We start from the raw sequence: 26,097 nt of genomic DNA on the forward strand, positions 1-26,097 counted from the left end.
GCCCGGTTAGGGGCAATCCCCCTCTCGTACGTTAGGGGGACTGGGGGCCCGGGGCCGGATGAAGTTGGGGCTCCTGATGTCGGAACGGTCTCTGGTACGAACGTAGGAGCCCACGGGACACCCCCCGGGGGTGGTCGCCGCTGCGGCCGAGGCGATCGAGGAAAGAAACAGATGCCGTACGTCCTGGGGATGCAGATCGGAAACACCAGCTCCGCGGCGGCGGTGGCGCGCTGGCAGGACGGGTCCTGGGGCCGACCCGAGCCGGTCGCGTTGCAGCCGACGCCGGCGCCGCTGCCGTCGACCCTGCTGCGGTCACCCGACGGCACGTTCACTCTCGGTGAGGTTGGCGACCCGGACCGTACCGCCCGGGGAATCCTGGGTCGGGTCGGTGACGACGTGCCCCTGCTGCTCGACGGCGACCCGTACCCGCCACAGACGTTGATCGCTCTGCTCGCCGCCCACGTAATCGAGTGGGTGGGCGAACAGGAGGGCGACGTGGCCGACGCGATCGTGCTCAGTCATCCCGCCGGGTGGGGGCGGCACCGGCGGGAACTGCTCCAGCGCGCCCTGTGGGAGCGCGGCCTGGGCGAGGTGACCCTGCTGCCCCGTACGGTCACCGTCGCCGAGAGTCACGCCGCCCGCGGCTTCTCCGGCGACCTGGCCGCCGTCTACGCCTTCGGCGGTGACACCTTCGAGGCGGCACTGGTCCGCCGCAACCCCCGCGGCCGGTACGAGACCGTCGGCGTCCCGCAGGGGCTCGCCGGCCTCGGCGGCACCGTCCTCGACGAGGCGTTGGCCGGGCACGTGCGTGCCGTGCTCGCCCGCGAACTCGCCGCCGCCGGCCCGGCGGCGCAGGCCACCCTGCGCGCGCTGCCCGCCGAGTGCGAACGGGCCAAACGGGACCTGACCGTCGGCGTCCAGACCGACGTGCAGCTGTCCCTGCCGACCGGCCCGGTCCGCGTGCCGGTGAGCAGGTTGCAGTTCGAGGAGCTGATCCGCCCGGCCGTACGGGCCACCGTGGAGCTGCTGCTGCGCGCCGTGCAGGCCGCCGGGCTGACCCCGGCGCGGCTCGACGGGGTGCTGCTCGCCGGCGGCGCCAGCCGGATCCCGCTGGTCGCGGAGCTGCTCGCCGCCGCCGGGCTTCCGGTCGAGACCGCCCCCGATCCGCAGGCGAGCGCCGCCACCGGCGCGGCCGTGGCCGCCGCCCAGATCCGGACCCCCGCGCCCGTGCCGGCCGGGCCACCCCCGCCGGCCGGTGGGGTCGCCCGTGCCGCCGCCCCGATGCCCGTCCGCCCGGCCGACGACCGGCCACGCGACGAGCCGCCACCCCGTCCACCGATCCGATTCACCCCGCTGGACCTGCCGAAGCCGTCCCGCCGGACGCTGGTGCGAAGCCGGGGACGCGAAGGATGACCTCCATGATCATGAGCGGCGTGGCGGAGTGCCCGCTGGTGCTCGACGCCGAACCGCGTGCCCTGCTGGACGCGGTCGCAGCCGACCCGACGACGCCGCTCACGCTCGGCGTGACCGGCCCCGGCGGCCACGGCCGCAGCGCATACCTGCACGAGCTGGCCGGCGTCTACGCCCGCGCCGGCGTCACCGTCCACACCGATCTCCCGGCGGACGGCGACGCCGCCGACCCCGACACGGTGCTGCTGGTCGACGACGCCCACCTGCTCGACGACGCCCGGCTGCGGGAGCTGCACCGGCTGGTGGCCGACCGCCGGCACCGGCTCGCCGTCAGCTACCGGCCGTGGCCCCGCAGCGCGGCGCTGGTCGAGCTGACCGACGCGCTGCGCCGCGACGGGCGGCTGGTGCTGCTCACGCCGTTCGCCCGGGCCCGGACCGCCGCCTACCTCTCCACCGTTCCCCGGCTCGGCCGGCACCCGGACGTGGTCGACTTCGTGCACGCCCAGACCGGCGGCGTGCCCCGGCACGTCGAATGGCTGGTCAGCGCGCTGCGCGAGCAGGATCCCGCCGCCGGCGTGCCGCCGGAGCCGCCCCGCCAGGTCGTCCTGCGCTTCGGCCCCGAGCTGGCGGACCTGACCCCCGACCTGTGGCGGCTGCTGATCGCCCTGGCCGCCGGCGTGCCGCTGCCGGTCGACGTGCTGCGGGTGCTGCTCGACCGCGAGCCGGCCGAGATCGACGAGATGCTCACCGAGGCCCGGGCGGCCGGTCTGGTCGGCGCGGACGGCCGGCTCACCCCGCTCGTGCGCCGGGCGGTGACCGCGTTGAGCCCGGCCACCGACCGGGTCGCGGTCTGGCGCCGGCTCACCGAGCTGCAACTGACCCGTGGCGCGCCGGTGCTTCCCCTGGTCCGCTCCCTGCTCGCCGCCGGGGTGGCCGGGGAGTGTCCCGGCGCCACCCTGGAGGCGGCGGCCGAGGAGGCCCTCGCCGCCGAACCGGCGCTCGCGGCCCAACTCTTCGCCGCGGCCACCACCGCCGGCCGGCCCGACGGCGCACGGCAGGCCCTCGCCGCGGCCCTCGCCGGTGACCTCGATCGCGCGCTGCGGCTCTCCGACCGGCTGCTCACCACGGCGTCGCCGGCCGAACGCGCCGAGGCCGCCACGGTCGCCGCGACGGCCCTGGCCCACCGGGGGCAGACCGACCGGAGCGTCGAGCTGTACCGGTGGTCCGGCGGCCCCGCCGCCGACGCCTTCGCCGCCGTGGGCGCGCTCGCCACCGCCAGCCCGGCCGACCGGCCCGACCCGGGCCCCGTCGCCCGCGACGAGCCGCCGACCCTGCACGCCAGCGCCGCCCGACTGATGGCCGACGGGGTACGCGAAAGCGTCCACGGCCCGCCCGCCGCCGCCCTGTCCACCCTCGTGCAGGCCGCCGCGCTGCTCGAACCCGACGGCCGGGCGGTGCTGCTGCCGGACAGCCCGGCCGCCCTGGCGGCGCTGACCGCGGTGCACTGCGGCGAGCTGGACATCGCCGAACGGGTCCTCGACCGGGCCCTGGCCAGCGGGATCGGCGGCCCACTGCTGGCCCCCCGGCACCGGCTGCTGCGGGCCTGGATCCTGATGGTCCGCGGTCGCACCGCCGACGCGGCCGGGCAACTCGCCGCCGCCGCCGACGGTCGACCGCTGGAATCCCGGGACATGCTCTTCGCCGCCGGGCTGACCCTCGGCGTCGCCCGGCGCGCCAGCGACCTCGGCGCGCTGCAACGCGGCTGGGTGCCCGCGCTGGAAGCCGTGGTCCGCCACCCCGTCGACCTGTTCACCCTCCTCCCGCTCGGTGAACTGGCCATCGCCGGGGCCCGGCTGGGGGACCTGGGCCGGCTACAGCCCTACCTGCGGGCCGCCCGCCGGCTGCTCGACCGGCTCGGCGACCCGCCACTGTGGCGTACCCCGTTGCACTGGAGCGGCCTGCACGCGGCGGTCCTCGCCGAGGACCCGGCCGCCGCCGACGACCACGTGGCCGCCCTGGTCGCCGCCGCCGGACACAGCCGGTACGCCGCCGTGGTAGCCGCCGCCGCCGAGTGCTGGGTGGAGGTGCTGCGCGGCACCGTCGACCCGGTCCGCGTCGAGGCCGCCGCGCGGGGCCTGCACGACACCGGGCTGTGCTGGGACGGTGCCCGGCTGGCCGGGCAGGCCGCCATCCGCACCGCGGACCGACGGGCGATGACCACCCTGCTGGACTGCGCCCGGACGCTCCAGGGCGGCGCTGCCGCCACGGACGGCAGGCCGGCCGCCGCCGGCACCACCACCCAGCGGCTCAGCGACCGGGAACGCGAGGTGGCCGAACTGGTGGTGGCCGGACTCACCTACCGTGAGATCGGCGACCGGCTGTTCATCTCGGCGAAGACGGTGGAGCACCACGTGGCGCGGATGCGTTCCCGGCTCAACTGCGCCAACCGCCCCGACCTGCTCGCCCTGCTGCGCACCATCCTCGCCGACCGGTCGAGCGCCACCGCCGGAGCACCCTGGCCCCGGCGGGCCGCGCCGTGAGCGCGAGGATCCCCCACAGTCAACGGTTTCGCCGTAACGAGAGGACAACCCTGTGACCCCTGCCGTGGCCACCACCGACAACCTCAGCCGCGCGCTCGACGACATCGTCGATCGGGTGCCGGGGGCCCAGTTCGCGGCGGTGCTCTCGCCGGACGGGCTCCTGCTGGGCGCGTCCCAGGGCATCGACGACGAGCTTGCCGAGCAGCTGTCCAGCATCGTCTGTGGACTCCAGGCCCTCGGCCTGGCCGCCGCCCGGGTCTGCGGCGACGGCGAGCTGCACCAGGTCGTCGTGCAGATGTCCCAAGCGTTCCTGTTCCACGCCACCACCGGCAACGGGGCGATCCTCACCGTCGGGATCGACGGCGAGGCCGAGGTCGGCGACATGGCATACGAGGTGGCCATGTTCGTCGCCCAGGCCGGGCATCTCCTGCCGGTGTACCTGGAACCGGTCGTCGGCGCCCCGGTGACGCCGGTGTGACCGTCAGCGGTTGCGCTGTCCGTCGTACGGCGGGGCCGGGTTCGCCACCTGCCACAGCTCCGCCGGCAGGTGCGCGATCACGTCGTCGTACTCACCGGCGGCGATGGCCTCGCGGAGGGTGTCGAAGACCGCGCGGATGCCGGCCTGGGCCAGCTCCGGGTCGACGTCCGCCCGGCCGCCGACCCGCTGCACGAACACGTCGAGCCCGAACCGCTCGGCGTCGGAGTGCGGGGCGAAGGCGTACGCCCGTAGTCCCTCGGGCAGCTGGTCGGCGAGGTCGCGCGCCTCGCCTCCGTCGATCCGCTCCGCCAGGGTGGTCAGCGTGGCCCGCGCGATCGCGGCCGCCTGCTCGGCTGACGCCCCGGTGCGGTTCGCCACGGAGTCGATGAACTGGTTGTCGTCCACCTCGCCGGCCCCCTTCTCGCCACGGACCCGGCGGATACCCGTGCGGCGGCGCACCAAACCGGCGGCCCGCCGCCCACGCCTTCCGGAAGTACCTTGACGAACCCGAGAAGATCGTTACGATCTGCGCAATGGCGACGGCAGCACCGGCGGAGCCGGACACCACCGACCTGACCGACGTCCACCCAGCCTGGCTGCCGCCTGCGGCGTTCCGCGCGGTCGGCTCCCGCCGCACCCTGATCTGCGGCGACGGCCTCCTCGTCGACACGGTGTTCGCCGAGGTCCAGCGGGCCTGCGCCGCGCATGGCGGCACGGTGCGCAGGGTTGCCGCCGACCCGGTGTCACCGATGACCGGCGAGTCGACGGCGGACCTCGTGCTCGCTCTTGTCCCGGCCCCCTCCACCGCAAACCCCACGCCCCGGCCCGACGCCGTGGCGTCGGCCGATTCCGTGGCCGGGCGGCCCGGACAGAGCGTGGCCCGGTCCGGGCAGGACTCCCTGGGGGTGGCTCGGGCCGAGCTGGCGGCGGCCGGCGGCGGGCCGCTCGGCGAGGAGGGCTACGCGGTGGTCCGCCCCGGCGAGGTCACGGTGGTGCTGGCCGACGCGCCGGCCGGGCTTCTCTATGGACTGTTCGACGTGGTGCGATCCGGTGAGGCCGCGTTCGGGGCGTCGCACCCGGCGCGGCTGCACCGGCCGGCGATGCGCCGGCGGATGCTCGACCACTGGGACAACGTGGACGTGCACCCGGTGATGGGGCAGGTCGAGCGCGGCTACGCCGGCGGCTCGATCTTCTGGCGGGCCGGCCGGCCCCGGCGCGACCGGGCCCGGGTGCGGGCGTACGCCCGGTTGCTGGCCGCAAGCGGGGTCAACGCGGTATCGGTGAACAACGTCAACGTGCACGCCACCGAGGCACGGCTGCTCACCGACCGGCTCGCCGACGTGGCCGAGATCGCCGACGAGCTGCGGCCGTACGGCATCCAGGCGCACCTGTCGGTGACCTTCGCCGCGCCGGTCGTGCTCGGCGGACTGCCCACCGCGGACCCGCTCGACGAGGCGGTGCGGGACTGGTGGGCCGAGACCACCGGGCGGGTGTACGCCCGCATACCCGACTTCGGCGGGTACGTGGTGAAGGCCGACTCGGAGGGCCAGCCCGGCCCGTTCAGCTACGGCCGGGACCACGCCGACGGGGCGAACCTGCTCGCCGGAGCGCTGGCACCGCACGGCGGCGTGGTGCACTGGCGGGCCTTCGTCTACAACCACCGGCAGGACTGGCGGGACCGCTCGACCGACCGCGCCCGCGCCGCCTTCGACCACTTCGCCCCGCTCGACGGCCGGTTCCGGGACAACGTCATCGTGCAGGTCAAACACGGCCCGATGGACTTCCAGACCCGGGAACCGGTCTCCCCGGTGATCGCCGCGATGCCCGGCACCCGGCTGGCCGTGGAGTTGCAGGTGACCCAGGAGTACACCGGCCAGCAGCGGCACGTCTGCCACCTGGCCCCCTGGTGGAGCGAGGTGCTGCGGTTCGCCCCCTGGGGGGAGGACGGGCGTACCGTCGCCGACGTGGCGGCCGACGGCGGCGGCCTGGTCGCGGTCTCCAACGTGGGCGACGACCCGTTCTGGACCGGCCACCCACTGGCCCAGGCCAACCTGTACGCCTTCGGCCGGCTCGCCTGGGATCCCCGGCTGCGCCCCGAGGCCGTGCTGGACGAGTGGCTCGACCTCACCTTCGACCCGGCGGCGTCGGCCGACCCCGACCTGCTGCGGCGCACCCTGCACGAGATCATGGACGACTCGTGGCGCAGCTACGAGCGGTACACCGCGCCGCTGGGCGTGGGCTTCATGGTCCGCCCCGGCCACCACTACGGCCCCGACGTCGACGGGTACGAGTACACCCCGTGGGGCACCTACCACTTCGCCGACCGGGACGGCGTGGGCGTGGACCGCACCCGGGCCACCGGCACCGGCTTCACCGGCCAGTACCCGCCGCCCTGGTCCCAGAGGTACGAGTCGCCCGCCTCCTGCCCCGACGAGCTGCTGCTCTTCTTCCACCACGTGCCCTACGACCACGTGCTGCACAGCGGCAGCACGGTGATCCAGCACATCTACGACACCCACTTCGACGGGGTGGCGGAGGTGGAGGCGATGTGCCGGCGCTGGGAGTGGCTCGCCGGGCTGGTCGACCCGGCCCTACACGCCCGGGTCACCGAGCGCCTGGCCGAGCAGCTGCGCTGCGCCCAGGAGTGGCGTGACCAGGTCAACGCCTACTTCCACCGCAAATCCGGCACCCCTGACGCCCACGGCCGCCCCCTGCACTGACCCGCCAGCCACCCCACCCCCCACGCATGTCGATCATGCAGTTGTGGTGCCGCACAAATGCCCCGTACCGAGCATTGCGCCCACCATTACTGCATGATCGGTGGCCCGGGGAAGGGGGTGGGGGTGGGGTACGTATTGGTAACTTTGCGTACGGTTATTTGTGGTCGGCGAGTGGGGGTCAATGCGATTTCGGAATGGTCGACCAGGGAATCGTTCACGGATGTGACGCGTTTAACTGTCGCAATCCCGCGCCGTCTCCGTGCGCGGGTTGGTCGCACCGGTCCGGTAATGTCCAGCCGTGCCCGGCATTGCATCGCAGATTATCGCTGGTCGTTACCGATTGATTCGCCCACTCGGCCAGGGCGGAATGGGTCGCGTCTGGCAGGCCCGCGACGAGACGTTACAGCGCGATGTCGCGATTAAGGAATTGGTGCCGCCACCTGGCCTCACCGACGACGAGCGGCACGAGATGCGGGAACGGTCCATGCGTGAGGCGCGCGCGGTCGCCCGGCTCGGGCACGTCAACGTCGTACGCGTCTTCGACGTGCTCCTCGCCGACGGTGACCCCTGGATCGTGATGGAGCTGATCCAGTCCCGGTCGCTGCACCAGGTGCTCGCGGCCGGAGGGCCGATGGAGCCGACCCGCGCGGCCCACGTCGGGTTGGGCGTGCTCGGGGCCCTGCGCGCCGCGCACGCCGCCGGCATCCTGCATCGCGACGTCAAGCCGGCCAACGTGCTGATCGCCGAGGACGGCCGCGTGGTGCTGACCGATTTCGGTCTCGCCACCCTGCCCGGCGATCCGCGGGTGACCCGCACCGGCCTGGTGCTCGGCTCACCGGCGTACCTCGCCCCCGAGCGGGCCACCGACGGCGTCGTCGGCCCCGCCGCCGACCTCTGGTCGCTCGGTGCCACCCTGTACGCGGCGGTCGAGGGGCGTACGCCCTACAACCGCTCCTCACCGATCTCCACCCTGGCCGCGCTCGCCACCGAGTTGCCGCCGCCACCGCAGCGGGCCGGCCCGCTGAGCGAGCTGCTGGCCGGGCTGCTGCGCCGCGACCCCGAGGAGCGGATCAGCGCCGAAGACGCGGAGCGCATCCTGCGCCGGGTGGCCGGCCCCATCGCACCGATCCGCGCGGCCGGCCCGGCGCGGGTGGGGTTGCCGGTCGCGGGAGCCGACGCGGCGGACGGAGCAGCCCGACCACGGATCACGCCGGAGTTCCGCGCGGGGGCCGCCCCCGCCGCCCCCGCCGGGGTCGCAGGTGCCGCCTTCGCTCCGGCCAACGGCAATCCGACTGGCGGCGGTCCGGCCAACAGCAATCCGGCCAACAGCAATCCGGCCGGCGGGGGCATCGCCGGGTCGGGTGGGTCGGCCCCGCACGGTTCTGCGCTGGCGGACCCGGCGGTGGGCGTGCGCCGCCGGCGGCGGCGTGGGCTGCTTGTCGGCTCGCTCACCGCCGCCCTGCTGCTGGCGTTGCTGGTGGGTGGGTCACTGCGCGGCGGCGGGCCGTTCGGCGGCACGGAGCCCGACCCGGCGGCGCGCCCCACCGAGTTGCCGGACGTGCCGGTGTCGCAGCTGGTGTCGCCACCGCCGGCCGGCTGGCACTATTACCGCGGCGATCCCGCGTTCCAGATGCCGGTGCCGGACGGCTGGACGCCCCACCGGGCGGACGGCCGGGTCGAGTTCCGGGAGCCGACCGGCCCGCGGTTCGTCGTGGTCGGCGAACTCCGGAAGGTCCCGGCGAGCCCGCTGGCAGAACTGCGGGCCCGGGAGAAGTCCGAGCGCCCGCGCTACGACGACTACCAGCGGGTGCGTCTCGCCACGGTCGGCTACCAGGCCGGGGCGGCCGACTGGGAGTGGACCCACACCGCCGACGACGGCACCCGGATGCACACGCTCCGCCGCACCTTCCTCGGCCACAACGGACGCGCGTACCTGCTCGGGTGGGGTAGCGCCGACGCCGAATGGTCGGCCAGCCAGCGTACGTTCGCGCTGTTCAGCGATGGGTTCCAGGCGCTCCCGCCGGCCGCCAGCTGGACCCGTCGCGCACCGGGGGGCCCGACGGTGAGCGGGCCCGCGAGCGCGCGGCCGGCGGCGACGCCGGGTGGCACCGGCACGACCGGGCCCGCGAATCCTGGTCAGGCCGGCACCACGGCACCGCCGTCGGCCAGCCCGGCCGCCGGTAACACGATCATCGGCTTTGCCAGCGATCGCTGCATCGACATCCCCGAGGGCAAGGCCTACGTGGGGGCCCGGCTGCACATCTGGGACTGCCACCGGAGCGCCAAGCAGCTCTGGACCTTCCCCGGCGACGGTACGGTCCGATCGATGGGCAAATGCCTGGACGTGGCCGGCGGATCGACCCAGGACGGTGCGGCGATCCAGCTCTCCGACTGCACCGGCACCGGGTCCCAGAAGTTCACCCTCAACAACGCCCACGACCTCGTCAACGTGCGGGCGGACCGGTGTGTGGACGTGGCCGAGCAGAGCACGGCCAACGGCGCCCGGCTACACCTCTGGCAGTGCAACGGCAAGGGCAACCAGAAGTGGAAGCTCGGCTGATCCGGCCCAGGCGTCCTCCCGGCTCAGGCGTCCTCCCGGACCAGCACCACGCCGTGGCCGTCGATCCGCAGTGGACGGCCCGGGTCGACCCGGTCGCCGGTGAGCAGGTCCACGCCGCCCCGGGCCGCCGTCACCGTCACCGGCTCGGGGTCGTGGTTGAGCAGGAACCGCAACCGCGTCCCGTCGGGGGTGACCCGTACCGAGGTCTCCAGGCCCGGCACGTCCGGGTACGGTCCGGTCAGGCCGTGGTGGTCCAGCACCTGCCGCACCACCCAGGAGACGCCGGGCTGCTCCAGCGCCGTGCCGACGTACCAGCCGTGGCCGGCGCCGTAGGAGTTGCGGGTGACCGCCGGGGTGCCGGCGTAGAAGTCGGCCCGGTAGCTGCCCACCACCTCCGCGCCGGCCGGGATGACCAGCTCGAACACCAGCCGGGCCGGGACCTCGAACCGGCCAGTGCCCAGGCAGACCGGGTTGACCACCTCCGCCTCGCGGGCGTCCCACTCGTCGACCCGGACGCCCATCAGCCGCCCCAGCGGGCCGGGCACGTCCATCAGGAACGCGTTGCCGTCCCCGTCCACCCGGCCGGAGAGGAAGGTGGTCAGCACCGACCCGCCCCGCTCGGCGACAGCGGCCAGCCGGTCGGCCAGGTCGTCCTTGAGCATGTGCAGCGCCGGGGCGACGACCACCTCGTAGCCGGAGAGGTCCGCGCCGACGCCGATCACGTCGACGTCCGCCCCGGCCGCCCAGAGCGCACGGTAGTAGGCCAGTACGACCTGCTGGTAGCGGACCAGCCGGGACGGGCCGTCGGAGATCTCCAGCGCCCACCAGCTGTCCCAGTCGAACAGCAGCGCCACCCGGGCCGGCGTCCGCGCGCCGAGCGTGACGTCGCCGAGCCGGCGCAGCTCCGCCCCGAGGTCGGCGACCTCCCGGAACACCCGGGTGTCGGCGCGGCCGGCGTGGCCGATGACCGCCCCGTGGTACTTCTCGCACGCCCCCCGCGACGCCCGGAGCTGGAAGAACAGCACCGCGTCCGCGCCGTGCGCGACCGCCTGCCAGCTCCACAGCCGCATCACCCCGGGGCGCTTGAGCGGGTTGACGTCCCGGCACGCCGTCGTGCTCGGAGTCTGCTCCATCAGCCAGAACGGCTGACCGTCCTTCAGGCCCCGCATCAGGTCGTGGCCCAGCGCCATCCACTCCGGCGAGCTGTCGTCCGGCGGGTAGTTGTCCCACGAGGCGAAGTCCAGGTGCTCCGCCCAACGGTGGTAGTCGATCGGCCGGTACATGCCCATGAAGTTGGTGGTCACCGGCGCGTCGCTGGACTCGCGGATGGCGGCCTTCTCGTCGCGGAAGTTGGCCAGCATCGCCTCGGACATGAACCGCCGGTAGTCCAGGGTGATGCCCTGGAACGCGGTGTGGTCCGGCCCGCGCCAGTGTTCGGTCAGCGCCGACGGCGGTTCGATCTCGTCCCAGTCGCCAAAGGTGTGCGACCAGAAGGTGGTGTACCAGGCCGCGTTCAACGCCGCCAGGGTGTGGTAGCGCTCGCGCAGCCACTGCCGGAAGCCCGCCGCGCAGAGGTGGCAGTAGCAGGCCCCGCCGTACTCGTTGCCGACGTGCCAGGCCACCACGGACGGGTTGTCCGCGTACCGGGCGGCGAGCCGGCGGGCCAGCTCGGTCGAGAGCCGGCGGAACACCGGAGAGCTGGGGCAGGAGTTGTGCCGCTGCCCGAACCGGTGCCGGCGGCCCTCGAAGTCGACCCGGGTCACCTCCGGGTGGGCACGGGCCAGCCACGCCGGATGGGCGCCCGTGCCGGTGGCCAGGCAGATCGTCCGGCCCTGCGCGGCGGCCCGGGCGACGATGCGGTCCAGCAGGGCGAAGTCGTAGGCGTCCGGGGCCGGCTGGGTCAGCGCCCAGTCGAAGACGCCGAGGGTGACGGTGTCGATGCCGGCCAGGTCGAACAGCCGGTAGTCGTCGGCCCAGACCGGCTCGGGCCACTGCTCGGGGTTGTAGTCCCCACCGAAGGAGACCTTGGCCGTGACCGGCAGACTCACTGGACGAACTCCCTCCGGATGGTGGCGATCATCGGTTCGCCGCCGCGGACCAGGGCCAGCACCAGCACCGAGCCGAGCGCGGCGAGCGCCGCCTCCGAGGCGACCAGGGTGAGCAGCGTCGCCGCGACCAGCAGCAACGCGGTGCCGACCGCGACCACCGGGGTACGCAGCACGAAGTAGCCGGCCAGCCGCAGCACGTCGGGCAGCCGGAACGTGAACAGCGACGTGATCACCAGCGCGTTCACCCCGACCACGGCCACCACCGCGCCGACCAGCACCAACGGCACCGCCCACCAACCGGGCACCCCGGCGGCCGGCAGGTTGACCAGGTTGACCGCGATCACCGTCAACCACACCAGCGTCGGCACCCAGACCAGCAGCGAGCCGGCCAGGTTGGCCCGGTAGCCGCGCCAGAACAGCCGCCACGGGTGCAGGTCGGTCAGGTCGAGGCGCTGGCGGTGCAGCGCGTACACCGCGGCGGCCAGCGCCGGGCCGAGCGGCACCGCGCAGGCGGCGACCAGCGGCAGGTTGCTGACGTGGCGCTCCAGCGCGAACAACGCGAGCAGGCCCGGGGCGGCGCAGGCCAGCAACAGCAACTCGACCACCAGCAGCGTGTAGACCAGCGCGGCACCCCGCGACAGCGGCCCTTCCCCGAACTCGCGCCGAACGGCGGCATTCATGACGGCACTTCGCTTCGCTGCGTGCCGCCATGAGGCACCACCACACCGAGTTGACGATTCGCTCGCCGGGGCTCGCTCATGAGCTGGCCTCGCCGTACAGGCGGGTCTCGTCCCACCAGGGGGGTGTCTCGTCGGTGACCGGGGTCAGTTCGGCCAGCGTCACCTCGTGTCGGGACAGGTGCAGGTCCAGCGCGACGCGGCCGGCCTGCACCGGCAGCGAGGCGTGCCGCCGGGCCGGCTCGGCGGCCTCCCGCAGCCAGTCCAACTGCCGGCTGGTCGGCGACGATGGGCGGCCCAGCTCGCACCACGCCCGCCAGAGGTTGCCCGCGTCCTCGCTGACCGAGGAGCGCAGCAGGAAGGCGGTGCGGGCCGCGCCGACCGGCAGGGACAGGCGCACCGTGTGCCCGTCGACCGGGTCGCGGCCGGTGACGTCGACCGGCGCCCAGGCCAGCACGGTGACCCGGCCGGTGTCGTCGCGGGTGACCAGGTGGTCCGGGCCGCGGGCGAGCACCTGGTCGCCGAGCCGGCTCATGAAGGCGTACAGGTGGTAGGCGGGTTTCTTGAGCTGGCGGTGGGTGAGCAGGCCGAACCCGCCGTGTAGCAGCGTCGTCGGGATCCCCACCTCCTCGAACATGTCGCTGAACGTCCAGTACGCGAAGGAGTCGACCAGGTCGCCGCCGCCGGCCAGCACCGGGGCGAGATAGGCGGCGTGGAAGGCGGTGTCGTGGATCGGGTTGTCCGGCCGGTACGAGGAGTTGAACTCGGTGACGTGCACTGGCAGGTCGGCGAGGGCGGTGCCGGCGAGCTGCCGGCGCGGGGCGGCGAACTGGTCCAGCAGCCGCTGCGCCGGGGCCAGGGTCTGGTGTACGCCGAACGGCACGTGCTGGGCCGGCCCGGAGGTGTACGCGTGCCGGCTGACGAAGTCGATCGGCACCTCCCGGTCCGTGACGAACTCGGCGAACCGGGGCAGCCAGTCGTCGCCGGCGCCGGGGGAGAGCGCCGGCCCGCCGACCTGGAGCGCGGCGTCCACCTCCTTGACGGCGTGCGCGCTGACCTCGTACAGCCGGTGGTAGGCGTCGGCGTCCGCGTCCTGCCAGAAGTCTTTCAGGTCGGGTTCGTTCCACACCTCGATCGGCCAGCGTCGCACCTCGGCCGGGCCGTACCGGTCGACGAGGTGGCCGACCGTGGCCCGGACCAGGTCGGCCCACTCGGTGTGTGCGCGCGGCGGGGTGACGTTGCCGCGCCACCAGAACACCGTCTGCGCGCCGCTGGCCAGGCCGGCGGGCATGAAGCCCAGCTCCAGGAAGGGCCGGATGCCGAGTTCGAGGTACGCGTCGACGACCTGGTCCAGGTACGTGAAGGCGTGCCGGACGTGGCGCTCGCCCCGGTGCTCGTACGGGCGGTGCACGCCGACACCGTCGCTGAACAACCCGTGCCCGCGGATGTGCCGGAAGCCGATCTCGCGCTGCACGAGCGCGAGGGAGTCCTGGTAGTCGCGCCGCAGCGCCAGCTCGAACCGGCCGGTGCCGACGGCGAACCGCCAGGCGTCGGACAGCCGGCCACAGGGGTGCTCCGCAACGGTGATGCGCATCGTCGTCCTCGTGCTCGGTGCCGGCGGGGTGGTGGCCGGTCCGGTCGCGCCGACCCGACCGGACCGGCCAGGTCCTAGCTGTGTGCCTGCTGGTAGCGCTCGTACGCCTTGGTGACCGTCTCCATGTAGGCGTCCAGGTTCTTGCTCTTCAGCTCCGCCACGTAGGCGTCCCACTGGGCGAGGTCACGCTGCCCGAGGACGAACTGGAGCGTGGCCTGGTAGACGTGGTCGCGCAGTGGGGTCTCCCAGAGCGACACCTGCTCCCGCTCCTCGTCGCGCAGCGGGTACGGCGGTGGCGGCAACTTCGGCGTCCGGGCGTTCATCACCTGCTGGAACTCCTGCTCCTCCGGGGAGAAGAAGGCCTGCACCAGTTCCGGGTTGCCGCCGTAGGCGAACACCCCGTTGTAGAAGCCGAAGTCCTTTTGCAGGTGCTTCGGGGCGTCGGGGTTCAGGCCGATGACGTTGACGTCCGGCGCGAGGGTGTGCTTGCCGGCGGCGTCCTTGGTGAAGGTGGTGCCCTCCACGCCCCACTTGGCGAACTCCTGGCCCGCGTCGGAGTACCAGAGCCAGTCGACGAACTGCATCATGGCCACGAAGTTCTTGCTCTCCCGGGCCTTCGACGAGATCATCATGCCGTTCTCCAGGCGGCTGGCCGGGTTGATCTCGCCGGCCGGGCCGATCGGCAGCGGGATCTTGGCGATCTTGGCCTTGGGGTTCTTCGCCAGGTCCGGCCGGTAGTCGTTGACCACGGCCTGGGCGTTGGCGCTGATCACGAAGGACTTGCTGTTGGCGAGCTTCTGCCGGGCGATGTCGTCGGTCTGGGTGAAGCTCTCCGGGTCGAGCAGCTTCTCGGCGACCAGCTTGTTGAGGTACTGCAACATCTGCTTGTACTTCTCGGCCGCGCCGGTGTACTCGAACCTCTGGGCACTGGCGTCCCAGCTGACGTGCTGGAAGTTCCAGCCCGCGCCCTCCAGCCCGTACGAGACGGCCAGGATGTTGAGCAGGTTGCCGGCCGGGTTGGGCTGGCTCCACCGGTCGGAGAACGGGTAGACGTCCGGGTACTTCGCCTTCATCGCCTTGAGCACGGTGTAGAGCTCGTCCCAGGTCCTCGGGATCTCCAGGTTCAGCTCCTCCATGATGTCGGTGCGTACCGCCAGGGAGTAGTCCTGCCAGGGCTTCTCGTGCAGGCCGGGCAGCAGGTAGTACTTGCCGTCCTCCTGCCGGAGCGTGTCCATCTCGGGCTTCAGGTTCCACTTCTCGATCTTGTCCTTGAGGTTCGGCATCAGATCGAGGTAGTCGCTGACCGGCAGGATCGCCCCGGAGGCGACGTACGCGTGCACGTCCGGCGGGTACGTCTTCGGGATGAGCAACGGCGTGTCACCGGCGCCGATCAACAGGCTGCGCTTCTGGTTGTAGTCGCTCAGCGGCACGGCGACCGGATCGAGCGTGACATTGGTCCGCGACGTCAGCTCCGACCAGAACAGCCAGTCGTTCTTCAGCGGGTAGTTCGGGTGGTTGTTGTACAGGACGGAGAAGGAGAGCGGCTCGGTGGCCTTGAACTGGGTGCCGACGGCGTAGTTCTCCATCGCGCCGGCCCGGTTCTCCGACAGGTCCTGGGCGTCGGAGGGGTCGTCGCTACACGCGGCGACGCTGGTGACGAGGAGCAGGGCGGCAGCGGCTGTCGCCACGTGGCGCCACGATCTGCGGAACATGGCGGTCCTTTCGGTGGTGGGGGCGGGGGAACACACTGGTCAGCCCTTGACCGCGCCGAGCATGATGCCGCGGACGAAGTACCGCTGGACGAAGGGATAGACCAGGAGGATGGGGAGCGTGGTGAGCACGATGGTCACGGCCTTGAGGGTCGCCTCGGCCTGCACTTCGTTGGCCTCGGCGATCGCGCCGACGTTCTCCGCGCCGGTGGCCCCGGCGATCAGGTTGCGCAGGTAGACGGTCACCGGCCAGAGTTCCTGCCGGTCCAGGTAGAGGAAGGCGGCGAACCACGAGTTCCAGAAGGCCACCGCGTAGAAGAGCACCATCGTGGCGACGATGGCCTTCGACAGCGGCAGCACGATCCGCAGCAGGATGCCGTACGTGTTCAGCCCGTCGACGGCGGCGGCCTCCTCCAGATCGCCGGGCAGGCTCTCGAAGAACGCCTTCATCACCAGCAGGTTGAACACGTTGATCGCGTTGGGCAGCGCGATGGCCCAGACGCTGTTCTTCAGCCCCAGGCTGGTGACCAGCACGTAGTTGGGGATCAGCCCGCCGGAGAAGAACATGGTGAACACCGCGATGCCGACCAGCGCGCTGCGACCCTTGAGGTGCTTCTTGGACAACACGTACGCGTAGCAGGTGGTCATCGTGATCGAGATCGCGGTGGCGGTCACCGTGTAGAACACGGTGTTGCGGTAGTTCGTCCAGAACATCGAGTCGGAGAGCACCAACTGGTAGGTGTCCATGTTGAACCCGCGCGGCACCAGGTTCACCTGGCCGGCGATGATGTACGACTCCGAGCTGAGCGACCGGGCCACGATGTTGACGAACGGGTACAGCGTCACCACCACGACGGCGGTCAGGATGATCGCGTTGACCCCCTGGAACACCCGGTAGCCCCGGGTCTCCTGGATGCCCGGCCGGCGGCGGGGGCGCGGCCCGCGCTCGGTGGCCCGCTCGACGGTCACCACAGGCTCGTCCCCACCGTGCGCCGGGCGATCAGGTTCGCCGACATGACGAGGATCAGCCCGATCACCGCCTCGAAGAGCCCGATCGCGGCGGCATAGCTGAAGTTGCTGGACGCGAAGCCCATCCGGAACAGGTACGTGGAGATCACGTCGGCGGTCGGATAGGTGAGCGGGTTGTAGAGCAGCAGGATCTTCTCGAACCCGACCGCCATGAAGGCGCCGATGTTGAGGATCAGCAGCGTCACCATGGTCGGCCGGATGCCGGGGAGCGTGACGTGCCAGGTTTGCCGCCACCGGTTGGCGCCGTCGATCCGGGCCGCCTCGTACAGGTCGTCGTCGATGGTGGTGAGCGCGGCAAGGTAGAGGATGGTGCCCCAGCCGACGGTCTGCCAGACCTCCGAGGAGACGTAGATCGTCCGGAACCACTCGGGGCGTTGCAGGAAGGGGATCGCCTCGCCGCCGGCCGCCCGGACCAGCGTGTTGACCGTGCCGTCCATGGAGAGCAGCTGCATCACCATGGCCGCCACGATCACGATGGACAGGAAGTGCGGCAGGTACGACACCGACTGCACGAACCGCTTGAGCCGGCGCGCCCGTACCTCGTTGAGCAGCAGCGCCAGCACGATCGGCAGCGGGAAGCAGAACAGCAGGGTGAGCGTGCCCAGCACCAGCGTGTTGGTGAAGACGTTCCAGAAGGTGGGGTCGCTGAGGAACATCTTCACGTACCGCAGGCCGACCCAGTACTCGCCGAAGATGTTGCCGCCGGGCTGGAACCGGCGGAAGGCGATCACGTTGCCGAGCATCGGCAGGTACCGGAAGATCAGGAAGAACAGCAGCGGCAGGATCGCCAGCGAGTAGAGCTGCCAGTCCCGGCGCAGCGCACGACGCCAGGTGCGGCGCGCGGCGCGCGGCACCGGCGGCCGGGTCTTCGGTGGGCTGGGTGTCGCCGCCGCCCGGGTCTGGATGCTCATTGCCGGCTCCGCGGCGCGGGCACGGCGGCGGGCTCGACGCGGACCCGGGAGACCAGCTGCCGGTGGTGGCCGACCTCGCGTTCGTCGCCGACCAGCCGCAGCGGCAGGGTCGTGGCGATCTCGTCACTGGACCGGCCGAGACGGAGCTGCACCTCACCGGGCTCGACGATGCGCCGGCCGTGCAGCCCGGTGAACGAGGTGACGTCGGCGGGGACCACGAAGGTGACCCGGGCCGCCGCGCCCGCCTCCAGCGGCACCCGCGCGTAACCGACCAGGCGGACCACGGGTCTCGTGGTCTGCGCCACCGGGTCGTGCAGGTAGAGCTGGACCACGTCGGCGCCGGCCCGCGAGCCGGTGTTGCGGACCGTGACGCCGACCGTCACCTCCCCGTCGACCGCCCAGCCCGCCGGCTCACCGGCGGCGCCGCCGGCGCCGTTGGCCCCGCCCGGCTCGGCCGTGGGGTCGGCCGGCCCGGCGGTCGCGGTGGCGTCGGTCCAGTCGAAGGTGGTGTAGCTGAGCCCGTGGCCGAAGGGGTACGCGGGGGTCGGGTCCACCGACGACACCTGGGTACGGCGACCGAGCGCGGGGGAGAGGTAGGTGCCGGGCAGGCCGCCGGTGTGCCGGGGCACGCTGACCGGCAGCCGCCCGGAGGGGTTCACCTCGCCGGTCAGCACCTCGGCCAGCGCCTGGCCGCCGAGCTGGCCCGGGAAGAACGCCTGCACGATGGCGGCGGCGTCGTCCACCGCCGCGCCGAGCGCGTACGGCCGGCCGGAGAGCACCACCAGCACCACCGGTGTGCCGGTGGCCAGCACCGCGCGTACCAGCTCGGCCTGCACCCCGGGCAGCCGGAGGTCGACGGCGTCGCAGCCCTCGCCGGAGGTGCCCCGGCCGAACAGGCCGGCCCGGTCGCCGACCGCGAGGACGCAGACGTCGGCGTCGCTGGCCGCCGCGACCGCCGCGGCGATGCCGGCGCTGTCGTCCCCGGTGATGGTGGCGCCCGGCACGTGGGTGAGCCGCGGGTGCAGTCGGTGCAGCGCCTCGCGCAGCGACGGTATCTCCACCCCGGTCTCGTGCTTCGGGTACTGCGGGCCGACGTGCAGCGGGAAGGAGTAGCAGCCGAGCATGGCCATCGGGTCGTCGGCGAGCGGGCCGACCAGCGCCACCCGCTGATCGGCGGCGAGCGGCAGCAGCCCGTCGCGGTTGCGCAGCAGGACCACGGAGTGCCGGGCCAGCCGCAGCGCCACCTCCCGGCTGGCGTCGTCGTCCAGCCGCAGCTCCTCGACGTCGGCGGGCAGCTCCTGCCACCCGTCGTCGAGCAGCCCCAGCTCGATCTTCTGGATCAGCACCCGCCGCACGGCCCGGTCCACCAGAGCCTCGTCGACCGCGCCGGAGCGGACCGCGGCCACCAGCGGCGGGCCGTAGGCGTCCACGGTGGGCAGCTCGACGTCGATGCCGGCGCGCAGGGCGAGCCGGGCCGCCTCACCGGCATCCGCGGCGACGCCGTGCAGGGTCTGTAGGAACCGGACGGCGAAGTAGTCGGCGACCAGGATCCCGGTGAACCCCCACTGCTCGCGCAGCACCCGGGTCAGCAGCTCCTCGTCGGCGGCCACCGGCACGCCGTCGATCTCGGCGTACGAGTGCATGACCGATCGGGCGCCGCCCAGCCGCAGGGCCATCTCGAACGGCGGCAGGATCACGTCGGCCAGTTCCCGGCGTCCCATCGGCACCGGGGCCAGGTTCCGCCCGCCCCGGGAGGCCGAGTAGCCGGCGAAGTGCTTCAGCGTCGCCACCACGCCGGCCCGTTCCAACCCCCGCACGTACGCCGCACCGGTCGTGCCGACCAGGTAGGGGTCCTCGCCGATGGTCTCCTCGGTGCGCCCCCAGCGATAGTCGCGGGTCACGTCCAGCACCGGGGCCAGGCCCTGGTGGACGCCGGCGGCCCGCAGCGACCGGCCGATCCGCCCGGCCATCTCCGCCACCAGCTCGGGGTCGAAGGCCGCGCCCCAGCTCAACGGGGCGGGATAGACGGTGGCGCGCCAGGCGGCGAAGCCGGTCAGGCACTCCTCGTGCACCTGGGCCGGGATGCCGAACCGGCTGGCCGCGACGATCTGCGCCTGGGAGGCGGCCAGCGACCGGGCGCCGAGGACCGGGTCGACCGGTGCGGTGCCGAACGGCCGGGTCAGCTGGCCCAGGCCGTACCGGATCGCCTCCGGCCAGGGCGGGATGTGCTCGACCAGCTCGGTCTGGTGGGGCGCGACGCCCTCACCGGAGGCGTCCGCGCCGACCCAGAGCCCGACCAGTTGGGCGGCCTTCTCCTCCAGCGACATCAGCGGGATGAGCGCGTCGGCCCGTTCGGCGGGCCGCAGCCCCGGGTCACGCCACCGATCGGCGTCCGGTGACGCCAATCGATCGTCCACGGGCAGCTGACTTGTCATGGCACCCCTTTGGCCGCGCCCGGAGGTCGTCCCGGCAGGCCACGTCGACCGCCGTGAAGCGCGGTGATTCTCGATAGTTTCGGAAACCAGTTCGGCATCTGTGTCGGGAACCTAAGGGTGCCGACAAGACGTGTCAAGGGTCGGAAAGTGACTGTTGGCGCTGCCCGATCGGCATCGCAGGGCGGTTGGAGGGTGCCCCGACAGCATCGACTCGCGTCATCACCGGCCGGTCGGTGCCGTGCTACAGTTCTCCGAAATTTTCGGAACCGTTGCAGAGGATCGGATGGCAGACGACCGATCGCCGGGAGTGCTCGGCCCCACGACGATCGCGACCATCGCGCAGGAGGTCGGCGTCTCGTCGGCGACGGTCTCCAAGGTGCTCAACGGGAGGTCGGACGTTGCCGCCGGCACCAGGGCGCGGGTCGAGGCCAGCCTGGAGCGGAACCGCTACCGCCGCCGCGCCCGGCGGGCCTCCGGCGAGGGCCAGATCGACCTGGTGTTCCACGAGTTCGGCTCCGAGTGGGCGCTGGAGATCATCCGCGGGGTCGAGGCGGTCGCCGCCGCCACCGGCCTCAACGTGGTGCTGTCGCAGCTGGACGGCGCGCACCGGCCGCCGCAGTCGTGGGTGGAGGCGCTGATCGCCCGGCGTCCGCTCGGCGTGCTGCTGGTGATGTGCAACCTGACCGACCAGCAGCGGCAGCAGTTGCAGCGTCAGGCGATCCCGGTCGTCGTGGTCGACACCGACAGCGCCAGCTCGGCCTCGGTGCCCACGGTCGGCTCGAACAACTGGAACGGCGGCCTGCTCGCCACCCGCCACCTGCTTGAGCTGGGTCACCGCCGGGTCGCGATCATCTCCGGTCCGCCGGACGTGCTCTGCGCCCGGGCCCGGACGGCGGGCTTCCGCTGCGCCCACGAGGAACTCGGCGTACCGGTCGACCCCGACCTGGTCCGCTCCGGGAACTTCCATCTCGACGCCGGCTACGCCCACGGCATCGAGCTGCTGAGCCGGGCGGACCGCCCGACGGCGATCTTCGCCGGCTCGGACCTACAGGCGATGGGGGTCCTGCGGGCGGCCCGGCAGCTCGGCCTGGACGTGCCCGGCGACCTCTCCGTGGTCGGCTACGACAACCTCCCGGTCTCCGCCTGGATCGGCCCGGCCCTGACCACGGTCAACCAGCCGCTGCGCGACATGGCCGGCACGGCGACCCGGATGCTGCTCGACCTCACGCGCGGGGTCGCCCTGCCCACCAGCCGGATCGACCTGGTCGCCGAGCTGGTGGTACGCGAGAGCACCGCGCCACCACCCAGTTGACCGACCACCTGCGAGGAATCCATGTCCCTGTTCGCCATGTCCCTCGACGAGCTGCGACAGTACGCGCCCACCGTGGCGGAGCCGGCCGACTTCGACACGTTCTGGCGCTCGACCCTGCGGGAGGCGTCGGCGCTGCCGGTGCTGGTCGACGTCCGTCCCGAGCCGACCGACCTGCGCCTGCTGGACACCTGGGACGTCACCTTCGCGGGCTTCGCCGGTGACCCGGTCCGGGCCTGGTACACCCGCCCGGCGGGAGTGCGCGAACCGCTGCCGGTGGTGGTGGAGTACGTCGGCTACGGCCGGGGCCGGGGCCTGCCGCACGAGCGCCTGACCTGGCCGGTGGCCGGGTACGCGCACCTGCTCGTGGATGCCCGTGGGCAGTCCGGCCAGTACGGCGTGGGTGACACCGCCGACCCGCACGGCGCGCCGGGTGGGCCGTCGCCGGTGACCTGGGGCATCCTCGCGCCGGAGGACTACTACTACCGCCGGCTCATCACCGACGCGGTGCGCGCGGTGCAGGCGGCGCGTGCCCTGCCCGGCGTCGATCCGCGGCGGGTGGTCGTGGCCGGCAACAGCCAGGGTGGCGGGCTGGCCCTCGCGGTCGGCGGGCTCGTGCCCGATCTCGCCGCGCTGATCGCCACCTCGCCGTTCCTCTGCCACCTCCAGCGGGCCATCGAGCTCACCGACGTCGGCGCGTACGGCGAGATCGTCAACTACCTCGCCGTCAACCGGGACGCGGAGGAGGCGGTGCGGCGCACCCTCTCCTACGTCGACGGCGTCAGCTTCGCCCGCCGGGCCTGCGCGCCGGGGCATTTCGGGATCGGGCTGCGCGACGTGGTCTGCCCGCCGCGCACCGGGTTCGCCGCGTACAACCAGTACGGCGCCGCGGGCGGCGGCGCGGAGCCGGTCGCCCGGACCATGCACGTGTACCCGTTCAACGGCCACGAGCACGGGGACGCCACGCACGTGCGACGCCAGCTGCGCTGGCTGGCCGGCGTGCTCGGTGAGTCGGCCGCCCCGGCTTCCCGGCCGGCGCTCGCGGTGCCCGGCGACGTGACGCTGCCGGCCTGATCGATTACCGGTCGCCGACCCGAAACTTTCGAAGCCGGCATCCTGGCCTGCCCGGCCACCCTGTCATGCGGTGGACCGGGCCGGGGCGGAGTGGCGGGTCCACAAAAGACGGCCTTCGGTGCGTTGAGCTTTCGGACGTGTTTCGATACTGTTTTCGATAGAACAGCCTCGAACTACTCATGATGGCCGGCTGAGTGCACCGGCCGGCGCGGCTTCCGGGCGACCGCGCTGGCGACGGGAGGGCCATCGTGCTGGGCAGTGGTCGAGGCCGGCTTTCCATCAGCACGGCTTCGTCGAAAGGCTCATGCCATGAAGAACGCCTTCGCCCGCGCCAGCGGGCGCCCGGCGACCCGACTTCGACCGCGCACCGCACTGGTCTCGGCCGCGGTTGGTCTCGCCGTCGTCGCCACCAGCGTGGTGGTGGCCTCCAGCGCCAGCGCGGCGACCACCCTGGGCGCGTCCGCGGCCGAGAAGGGCCGGTACTTCGGCGCCGCGGTGGCGGCGAACAAGCTCTCCGACTCGACCTACGTCGGCATCCTCAACCGCGAATTCAACTCGGTCACCCCCGAGAACGAGATGAAGATCGACGCGACCGAGCCGCAGCAGGGGCAGTTCAGCTTCGCCAACGCGGACCGGATCGTCAACCACGCGCGGGCCAACGGGATGCAGGTACGCGGCCACACCCTGGCCTGGCACTCCCAGCAGCCCGGCTGGATGCAGAACATGTCCGGCACCGCGCTGCGCAACGCGATGCTCAACCACGTCACCCAGGTGGCCACCTACTACCGGGGCAAGATCCACTCCTGGGACGTGGTGAACGAGGCGTTCGCCGACGGCAGCAGCGGCGCGCGGCGCGACTCGAACCTCCAGCGCACCGGCAACGACTGGATCGAGGCGGCGTTCCGCGCCGCCCGCGCCGCCGACCCGGGCGCCAAGCTCTGCTACAACGACTACAACACCGACGACTGGAGCCACGCCAAGACCCAGGCCGTCTACAACCTGGTCCGCGACTTCCGCAGCCGCGGCGTGCCGATCGACTGCGTCGGCCTCCAGTCGCACTTCAACCCCAACTCGCCGTACCCCGGCAACTACCGCACCACGCTGTCCAGCTTCGCCGCCCTCGGGGTGGACGTGCAGATCACCGAGCTGGACATCGAGGGCTCCGGCAGCACGCAGGCCGAGACGTACCGCCGGGTGGTCACCGACTGTCTCGCGGTCGCCCGCTGCACCGGCATCACGGTCTGGGGCATCCGCGACACCGACTCGTGGCGCTCCGGCGGCACCCCGCTGCTCTTCGACGGCAGCGGCAACAAGAAGGCGGCGTACAACGCGACGCTTGAGGCGCTGAACGCGGGTGGCACCACCCCGCCGCCCACCACGCCTCCGCCGACCACCCCGCCGCCGACCACGCCTCCGCCCACCACCCCGCCGCCGACCACGCCGCCACCCGGCGGAGCCGGCTGCACCGCGTCGATCTCGCTGAACTCCTGGACCGGTGGGTTCGTCGCCACGGTGCGGGTCACCGCCGGCGCCACCAGGCTGAACGGCTGGGCGGTGAACATCGCGATACCCGGTGGCAGCACGGTGACCAACACGTGGAACGCCCAGGCCAGCGGCAGCAGCGGCAACGTGACCTTCCGCAACGTCAGCTACAACGGCACCGTCAACCCCGGCACCAGCACCGAGTTCGGCTTCCAGGGCAACGGCGTCGGCCCCACCGCCACCCCCACCTGCACCGCCAGCTGAGATGAAAGGAGGGGCCCCCTCTTAACGCCTCGTGCATAGGAGGGGGCCCCTGTTAACCGGTCGAACCGATCGAGGGGCGGGCCCGGCGTAGCCGGGCCCGCCCCTCGATCAGCAGCGGCTGATGGTGGAGTTGTTCAGGGTGATGTTGCTGATGGTCAGGTTGGTCGCGCAGGGGTTCTCCACGATCCGGCTGTTGACCAGCGTGAAGTTGCGCAGGGTCAGGTCCCGGTTGCCGGGGAACTCGGTACGCGCGGCCAGCCGTACCTCCCCGCCGCCGCTGATCGTGCCGCCACCCGCAGCGATGTCCACGCCGTAGCAGTTCTCCAGCAGGATCGCGTTGTTGCCGGTGTCGGCGATGTCGACCCGGTTGATCGCGGTGCCGCCGGATTCCGAGACGCAGAAGATGCCCCGGCCGCCACCACGCGCCCGTACGGTGCCCACCCGGATGTTGGTCGGGTAGGCGGAGCCGATCCGGCCGGCGCGGTTGGCGATCCGGAACGCCGCGTAACCGGTGCCGGTGCCCGCGTTCTCCGCGTCGACCGTGGTCACCGTGGCGTTGATGGTCTCGTTGAGCAGCAGCCCGGACTCGCCGACGTTGCGCGCGGTCACCGTGCCGACGGTCAGCCCGTCCACGCCGTACGTCTCGACCGCGTGCGAGCTGGCGCCGGAGACGTAGACGTTGTCGATCCGGACGTTGCGGGTCCACTGGCTGGTGTCGCCCCGGTTGTCGATGCGTACGCCGAGCCCGCCGGAGAGCCGCATGTCGATCTGGCCGAGGATCACGTTGGTGACGTTGCGCAGGAAGATGCCGTACAGCGGGGCGCCGGTGACGCTGAGGTTCTGCACCTCGATCTGGGTGGTGCCGCGGGAGTAGATCGGCGCCTGGTCGCCGGAGCCGGAGCCGGTCACGTTGATGGTGCCGCAGACGTCGATCGTGGTGTAGCTGGGCAGCGAGATGCGGGAGCCGGCGCTGATCGTGCCGGAGCCGCGTACCACCACCCGTTGCTTGCTGGTGCGCCCGGCGCTGAGGCTGTTCACGGCGGCCTGCACGGCCGCTCGCATGTCGGTGCCGGTGTAGACCGTGCTGCTGCCGTTGCGGGCGGTCCAGGTGCCGCCGCTGAGCACGGCCTCGGCCTGGAAGGCGCCGCTGCCGCAGCCGCTGGCCGCGCCGAGGACGACCAGCTGCCACTGCTGGTTGGCGCCGTTGAGGTCCTGGTACTGGGAGATCATGCCGCCGTCGGCGGTGGACCAGCCCCACACGTCCAGGGCCTTGTTCGAGTGCCGGTTGACGAACCGGACGTGGCCGCCGTCGGAATCGGCGAGCCGGAAGTGCTGGCGGGTGTTGCCGCTGGCCGAGGTGTTCTGCACGAGCTGGACGCCGTCGTTGGCGTTGGGCACTTCGAGAACCTTGCCGCTGTGCACCGAGCGGATCTGGTAGTAGCCGCCGCCGACGTCGACGAAGCGCCACTGCTGCACCGCGGCGTCGTTGCGGGCGTACTGGTTGATCGGGGCGTTGTCGGCGGTGGACCAGTTCCAGACGTCCATCGCCTTGCCGCTGTGCCGGTTGACGAAGACGTACGTGGCGTTGGGGTCGACGGTGGCGGCCTGCGCGCTCGGTGGCGCGACCGCGACGGCGGTGCCGAGCAGGGCGAGCGTGGCGGCGGCCACCAGGCCGAGGCGTACGCGTCCCTTCGGTGTGCTGAGCAGCATGCGGGTTCCTCCGGATGCGGGTCGGTGGTGGAACGCCTGCCGGAGCGGTGGCCGGGACGGAGCAAGCGCTTTCCTGAATGATATATCGACACGCTCCGATTAATGCAAAGAAGGCGCCCGCGCGGCCCGTCGGCCGCGCGGGCGCCG

The 26,097-nt window shown here is 72.6% G+C and carries 17 protein-coding genes; 8 read left to right on the forward strand and 9 right to left on the reverse strand.

Annotated elements, in window-relative coordinates; translation table 11 throughout:
- Positions 1-171: 171 nt before the first annotated feature.
- From ACQPYA_RS14040 to ACQPYA_RS14050, 3 genes are read left to right on the forward strand one after another with little or no spacing between them, the layout of a single operon-like run.
- Positions 172-1,413, forward strand: coding sequence for an Hsp70 family protein (locus ACQPYA_RS14040; RefSeq protein ID WP_433533020.1), 1,242 nt, complete (start codon positions 172-174; stop codon positions 1,411-1,413).
- A gap of 5 nt (positions 1,414-1,418) precedes the next feature.
- Positions 1,419-3,950: a helix-turn-helix transcriptional regulator gene (locus ACQPYA_RS14045; protein ID WP_433533021.1), complete on the forward strand. Its 2,532-nt coding sequence runs from the start codon at positions 1,419-1,421 to the stop codon at positions 3,948-3,950.
- A 52-nt stretch (positions 3,951-4,002) separates the two neighbouring features.
- On the forward strand, positions 4,003-4,428 hold the full coding sequence (locus ACQPYA_RS14050) for a roadblock/LC7 domain-containing protein (RefSeq protein WP_433533022.1): 426 nt from the start codon (positions 4,003-4,005) through the stop codon (positions 4,426-4,428).
- A gap of 3 nt (positions 4,429-4,431) precedes the next feature.
- Here the strand turns inward: ACQPYA_RS14050 and ACQPYA_RS14055 are convergent, their stop codons facing one another.
- The gene (locus ACQPYA_RS14055) at positions 4,432-4,833 is read right to left on the reverse strand and encodes a DUF2267 domain-containing protein (RefSeq protein WP_433533023.1); all 402 of its coding nucleotides are present in this window, start codon (positions 4,831-4,833) and stop codon (positions 4,432-4,434) included.
- A 128-nt stretch (positions 4,834-4,961) separates the two neighbouring features.
- On the opposite strand from ACQPYA_RS14055, the gene ACQPYA_RS14060 reads away from it, so the two are divergent.
- On the forward strand, positions 4,962-7,148 hold the full coding sequence (locus ACQPYA_RS14060; protein WP_433533024.1) for an alpha-glucuronidase: 2,187 nt from the start codon (positions 4,962-4,964) through the stop codon (positions 7,146-7,148).
- A gap of 367 nt (positions 7,149-7,515) precedes the next feature.
- A complete protein-coding gene (locus tag ACQPYA_RS14065; RefSeq protein ID WP_433533025.1) occupies positions 7,516-9,708 on the forward strand; it encodes a protein kinase domain-containing protein in 2,193 nt (730 codons plus the stop codon).
- Between the two features lie 23 nt (positions 9,709-9,731).
- Here ACQPYA_RS14065 and ACQPYA_RS14070 read toward each other — a convergent pair whose 3' ends face one another.
- The 7 genes from ACQPYA_RS14070 to ACQPYA_RS14100 all read right to left on the reverse strand — a co-directional run bounded on the left by ACQPYA_RS14070 (position 9,732) and on the right by ACQPYA_RS14100 (position 20,111).
- Positions 9,732-11,756, reverse strand: coding sequence for a beta-galactosidase (locus ACQPYA_RS14070; RefSeq protein WP_433533026.1), 2,025 nt, complete (start codon positions 11,754-11,756; stop codon positions 9,732-9,734).
- Entirely contained in the window at positions 11,753-12,436 is a 684-nt protein-coding gene (locus tag ACQPYA_RS14075) for a DUF624 domain-containing protein (RefSeq protein ID WP_433533027.1), read from the reverse strand. Before ACQPYA_RS14075 ends, ACQPYA_RS14070 begins: the two co-directional genes overlap by 4 nt.
- A 76-nt stretch (positions 12,437-12,512) precedes the next feature.
- A complete protein-coding gene (locus ACQPYA_RS14080; protein ID WP_433533028.1) occupies positions 12,513-14,027 on the reverse strand; it encodes a GH39 family glycosyl hydrolase in 1,515 nt (504 codons plus the stop codon).
- A 74-nt stretch (positions 14,028-14,101) separates the two neighbouring features.
- A complete protein-coding gene (locus ACQPYA_RS14085) occupies positions 14,102-15,715 on the reverse strand; it encodes an ABC transporter substrate-binding protein (protein ID WP_433533029.1) in 1,614 nt (537 codons plus the stop codon).
- A 63-nt stretch (positions 15,716-15,778) separates the two neighbouring features.
- On the reverse strand, positions 15,779-16,705 hold the full coding sequence (locus ACQPYA_RS14090; RefSeq protein ID WP_433533030.1) for a carbohydrate ABC transporter permease: 927 nt from the start codon (positions 16,703-16,705) through the stop codon (positions 15,779-15,781).
- The gene (locus ACQPYA_RS14095; protein ID WP_433533031.1) at positions 16,702-17,676 is read right to left on the reverse strand and encodes an ABC transporter permease; all 975 of its coding nucleotides are present in this window, start codon (positions 17,674-17,676) and stop codon (positions 16,702-16,704) included. The genes ACQPYA_RS14090 and ACQPYA_RS14095 overlap by 4 nt, the downstream gene beginning before the upstream one ends.
- A complete protein-coding gene (locus ACQPYA_RS14100) occupies positions 17,673-20,111 on the reverse strand; it encodes a glycoside hydrolase family 3 N-terminal domain-containing protein (protein ID WP_433533032.1) in 2,439 nt (812 codons plus the stop codon). Before ACQPYA_RS14100 ends, ACQPYA_RS14095 begins: the two co-directional genes overlap by 4 nt.
- A gap of 283 nt (positions 20,112-20,394) precedes the next feature.
- Between ACQPYA_RS14100 and ACQPYA_RS14105 the strand changes: the two genes are divergently transcribed.
- The 3 genes from ACQPYA_RS14105 (at position 20,395) to ACQPYA_RS14115 (ending at position 24,240) form a co-directional block, all read left to right on the forward strand.
- Positions 20,395-21,423, forward strand: a complete 1,029-nt coding sequence (locus tag ACQPYA_RS14105; protein ID WP_433533033.1) for a LacI family DNA-binding transcriptional regulator — start codon at positions 20,395-20,397, stop codon at positions 21,421-21,423.
- Between the two features lie 21 nt (positions 21,424-21,444).
- A complete protein-coding gene (locus tag ACQPYA_RS14110; protein WP_433533034.1) occupies positions 21,445-22,494 on the forward strand; it encodes an acetylxylan esterase in 1,050 nt (349 codons plus the stop codon).
- A gap of 309 nt (positions 22,495-22,803) precedes the next feature.
- A complete protein-coding gene (locus ACQPYA_RS14115) occupies positions 22,804-24,240 on the forward strand; it encodes an endo-1,4-beta-xylanase (RefSeq protein ID WP_433533035.1) in 1,437 nt (478 codons plus the stop codon).
- A gap of 108 nt (positions 24,241-24,348) precedes the next feature.
- Here the strand turns inward: ACQPYA_RS14115 and ACQPYA_RS14120 are convergent, their stop codons facing one another.
- A complete protein-coding gene (locus ACQPYA_RS14120; protein ID WP_433533036.1) occupies positions 24,349-25,950 on the reverse strand; it encodes an RICIN domain-containing protein in 1,602 nt (533 codons plus the stop codon).
- Positions 25,951-26,097: the final 147 nt, after the last annotated feature.

Origin of the sequence: Micromonospora sp. CA-263727, assembly GCF_050942455.1 — a bacterium.
In the GTDB taxonomy this organism is placed as follows: Bacteria; Actinomycetota; Actinomycetes; order Mycobacteriales; family Micromonosporaceae; genus Micromonospora.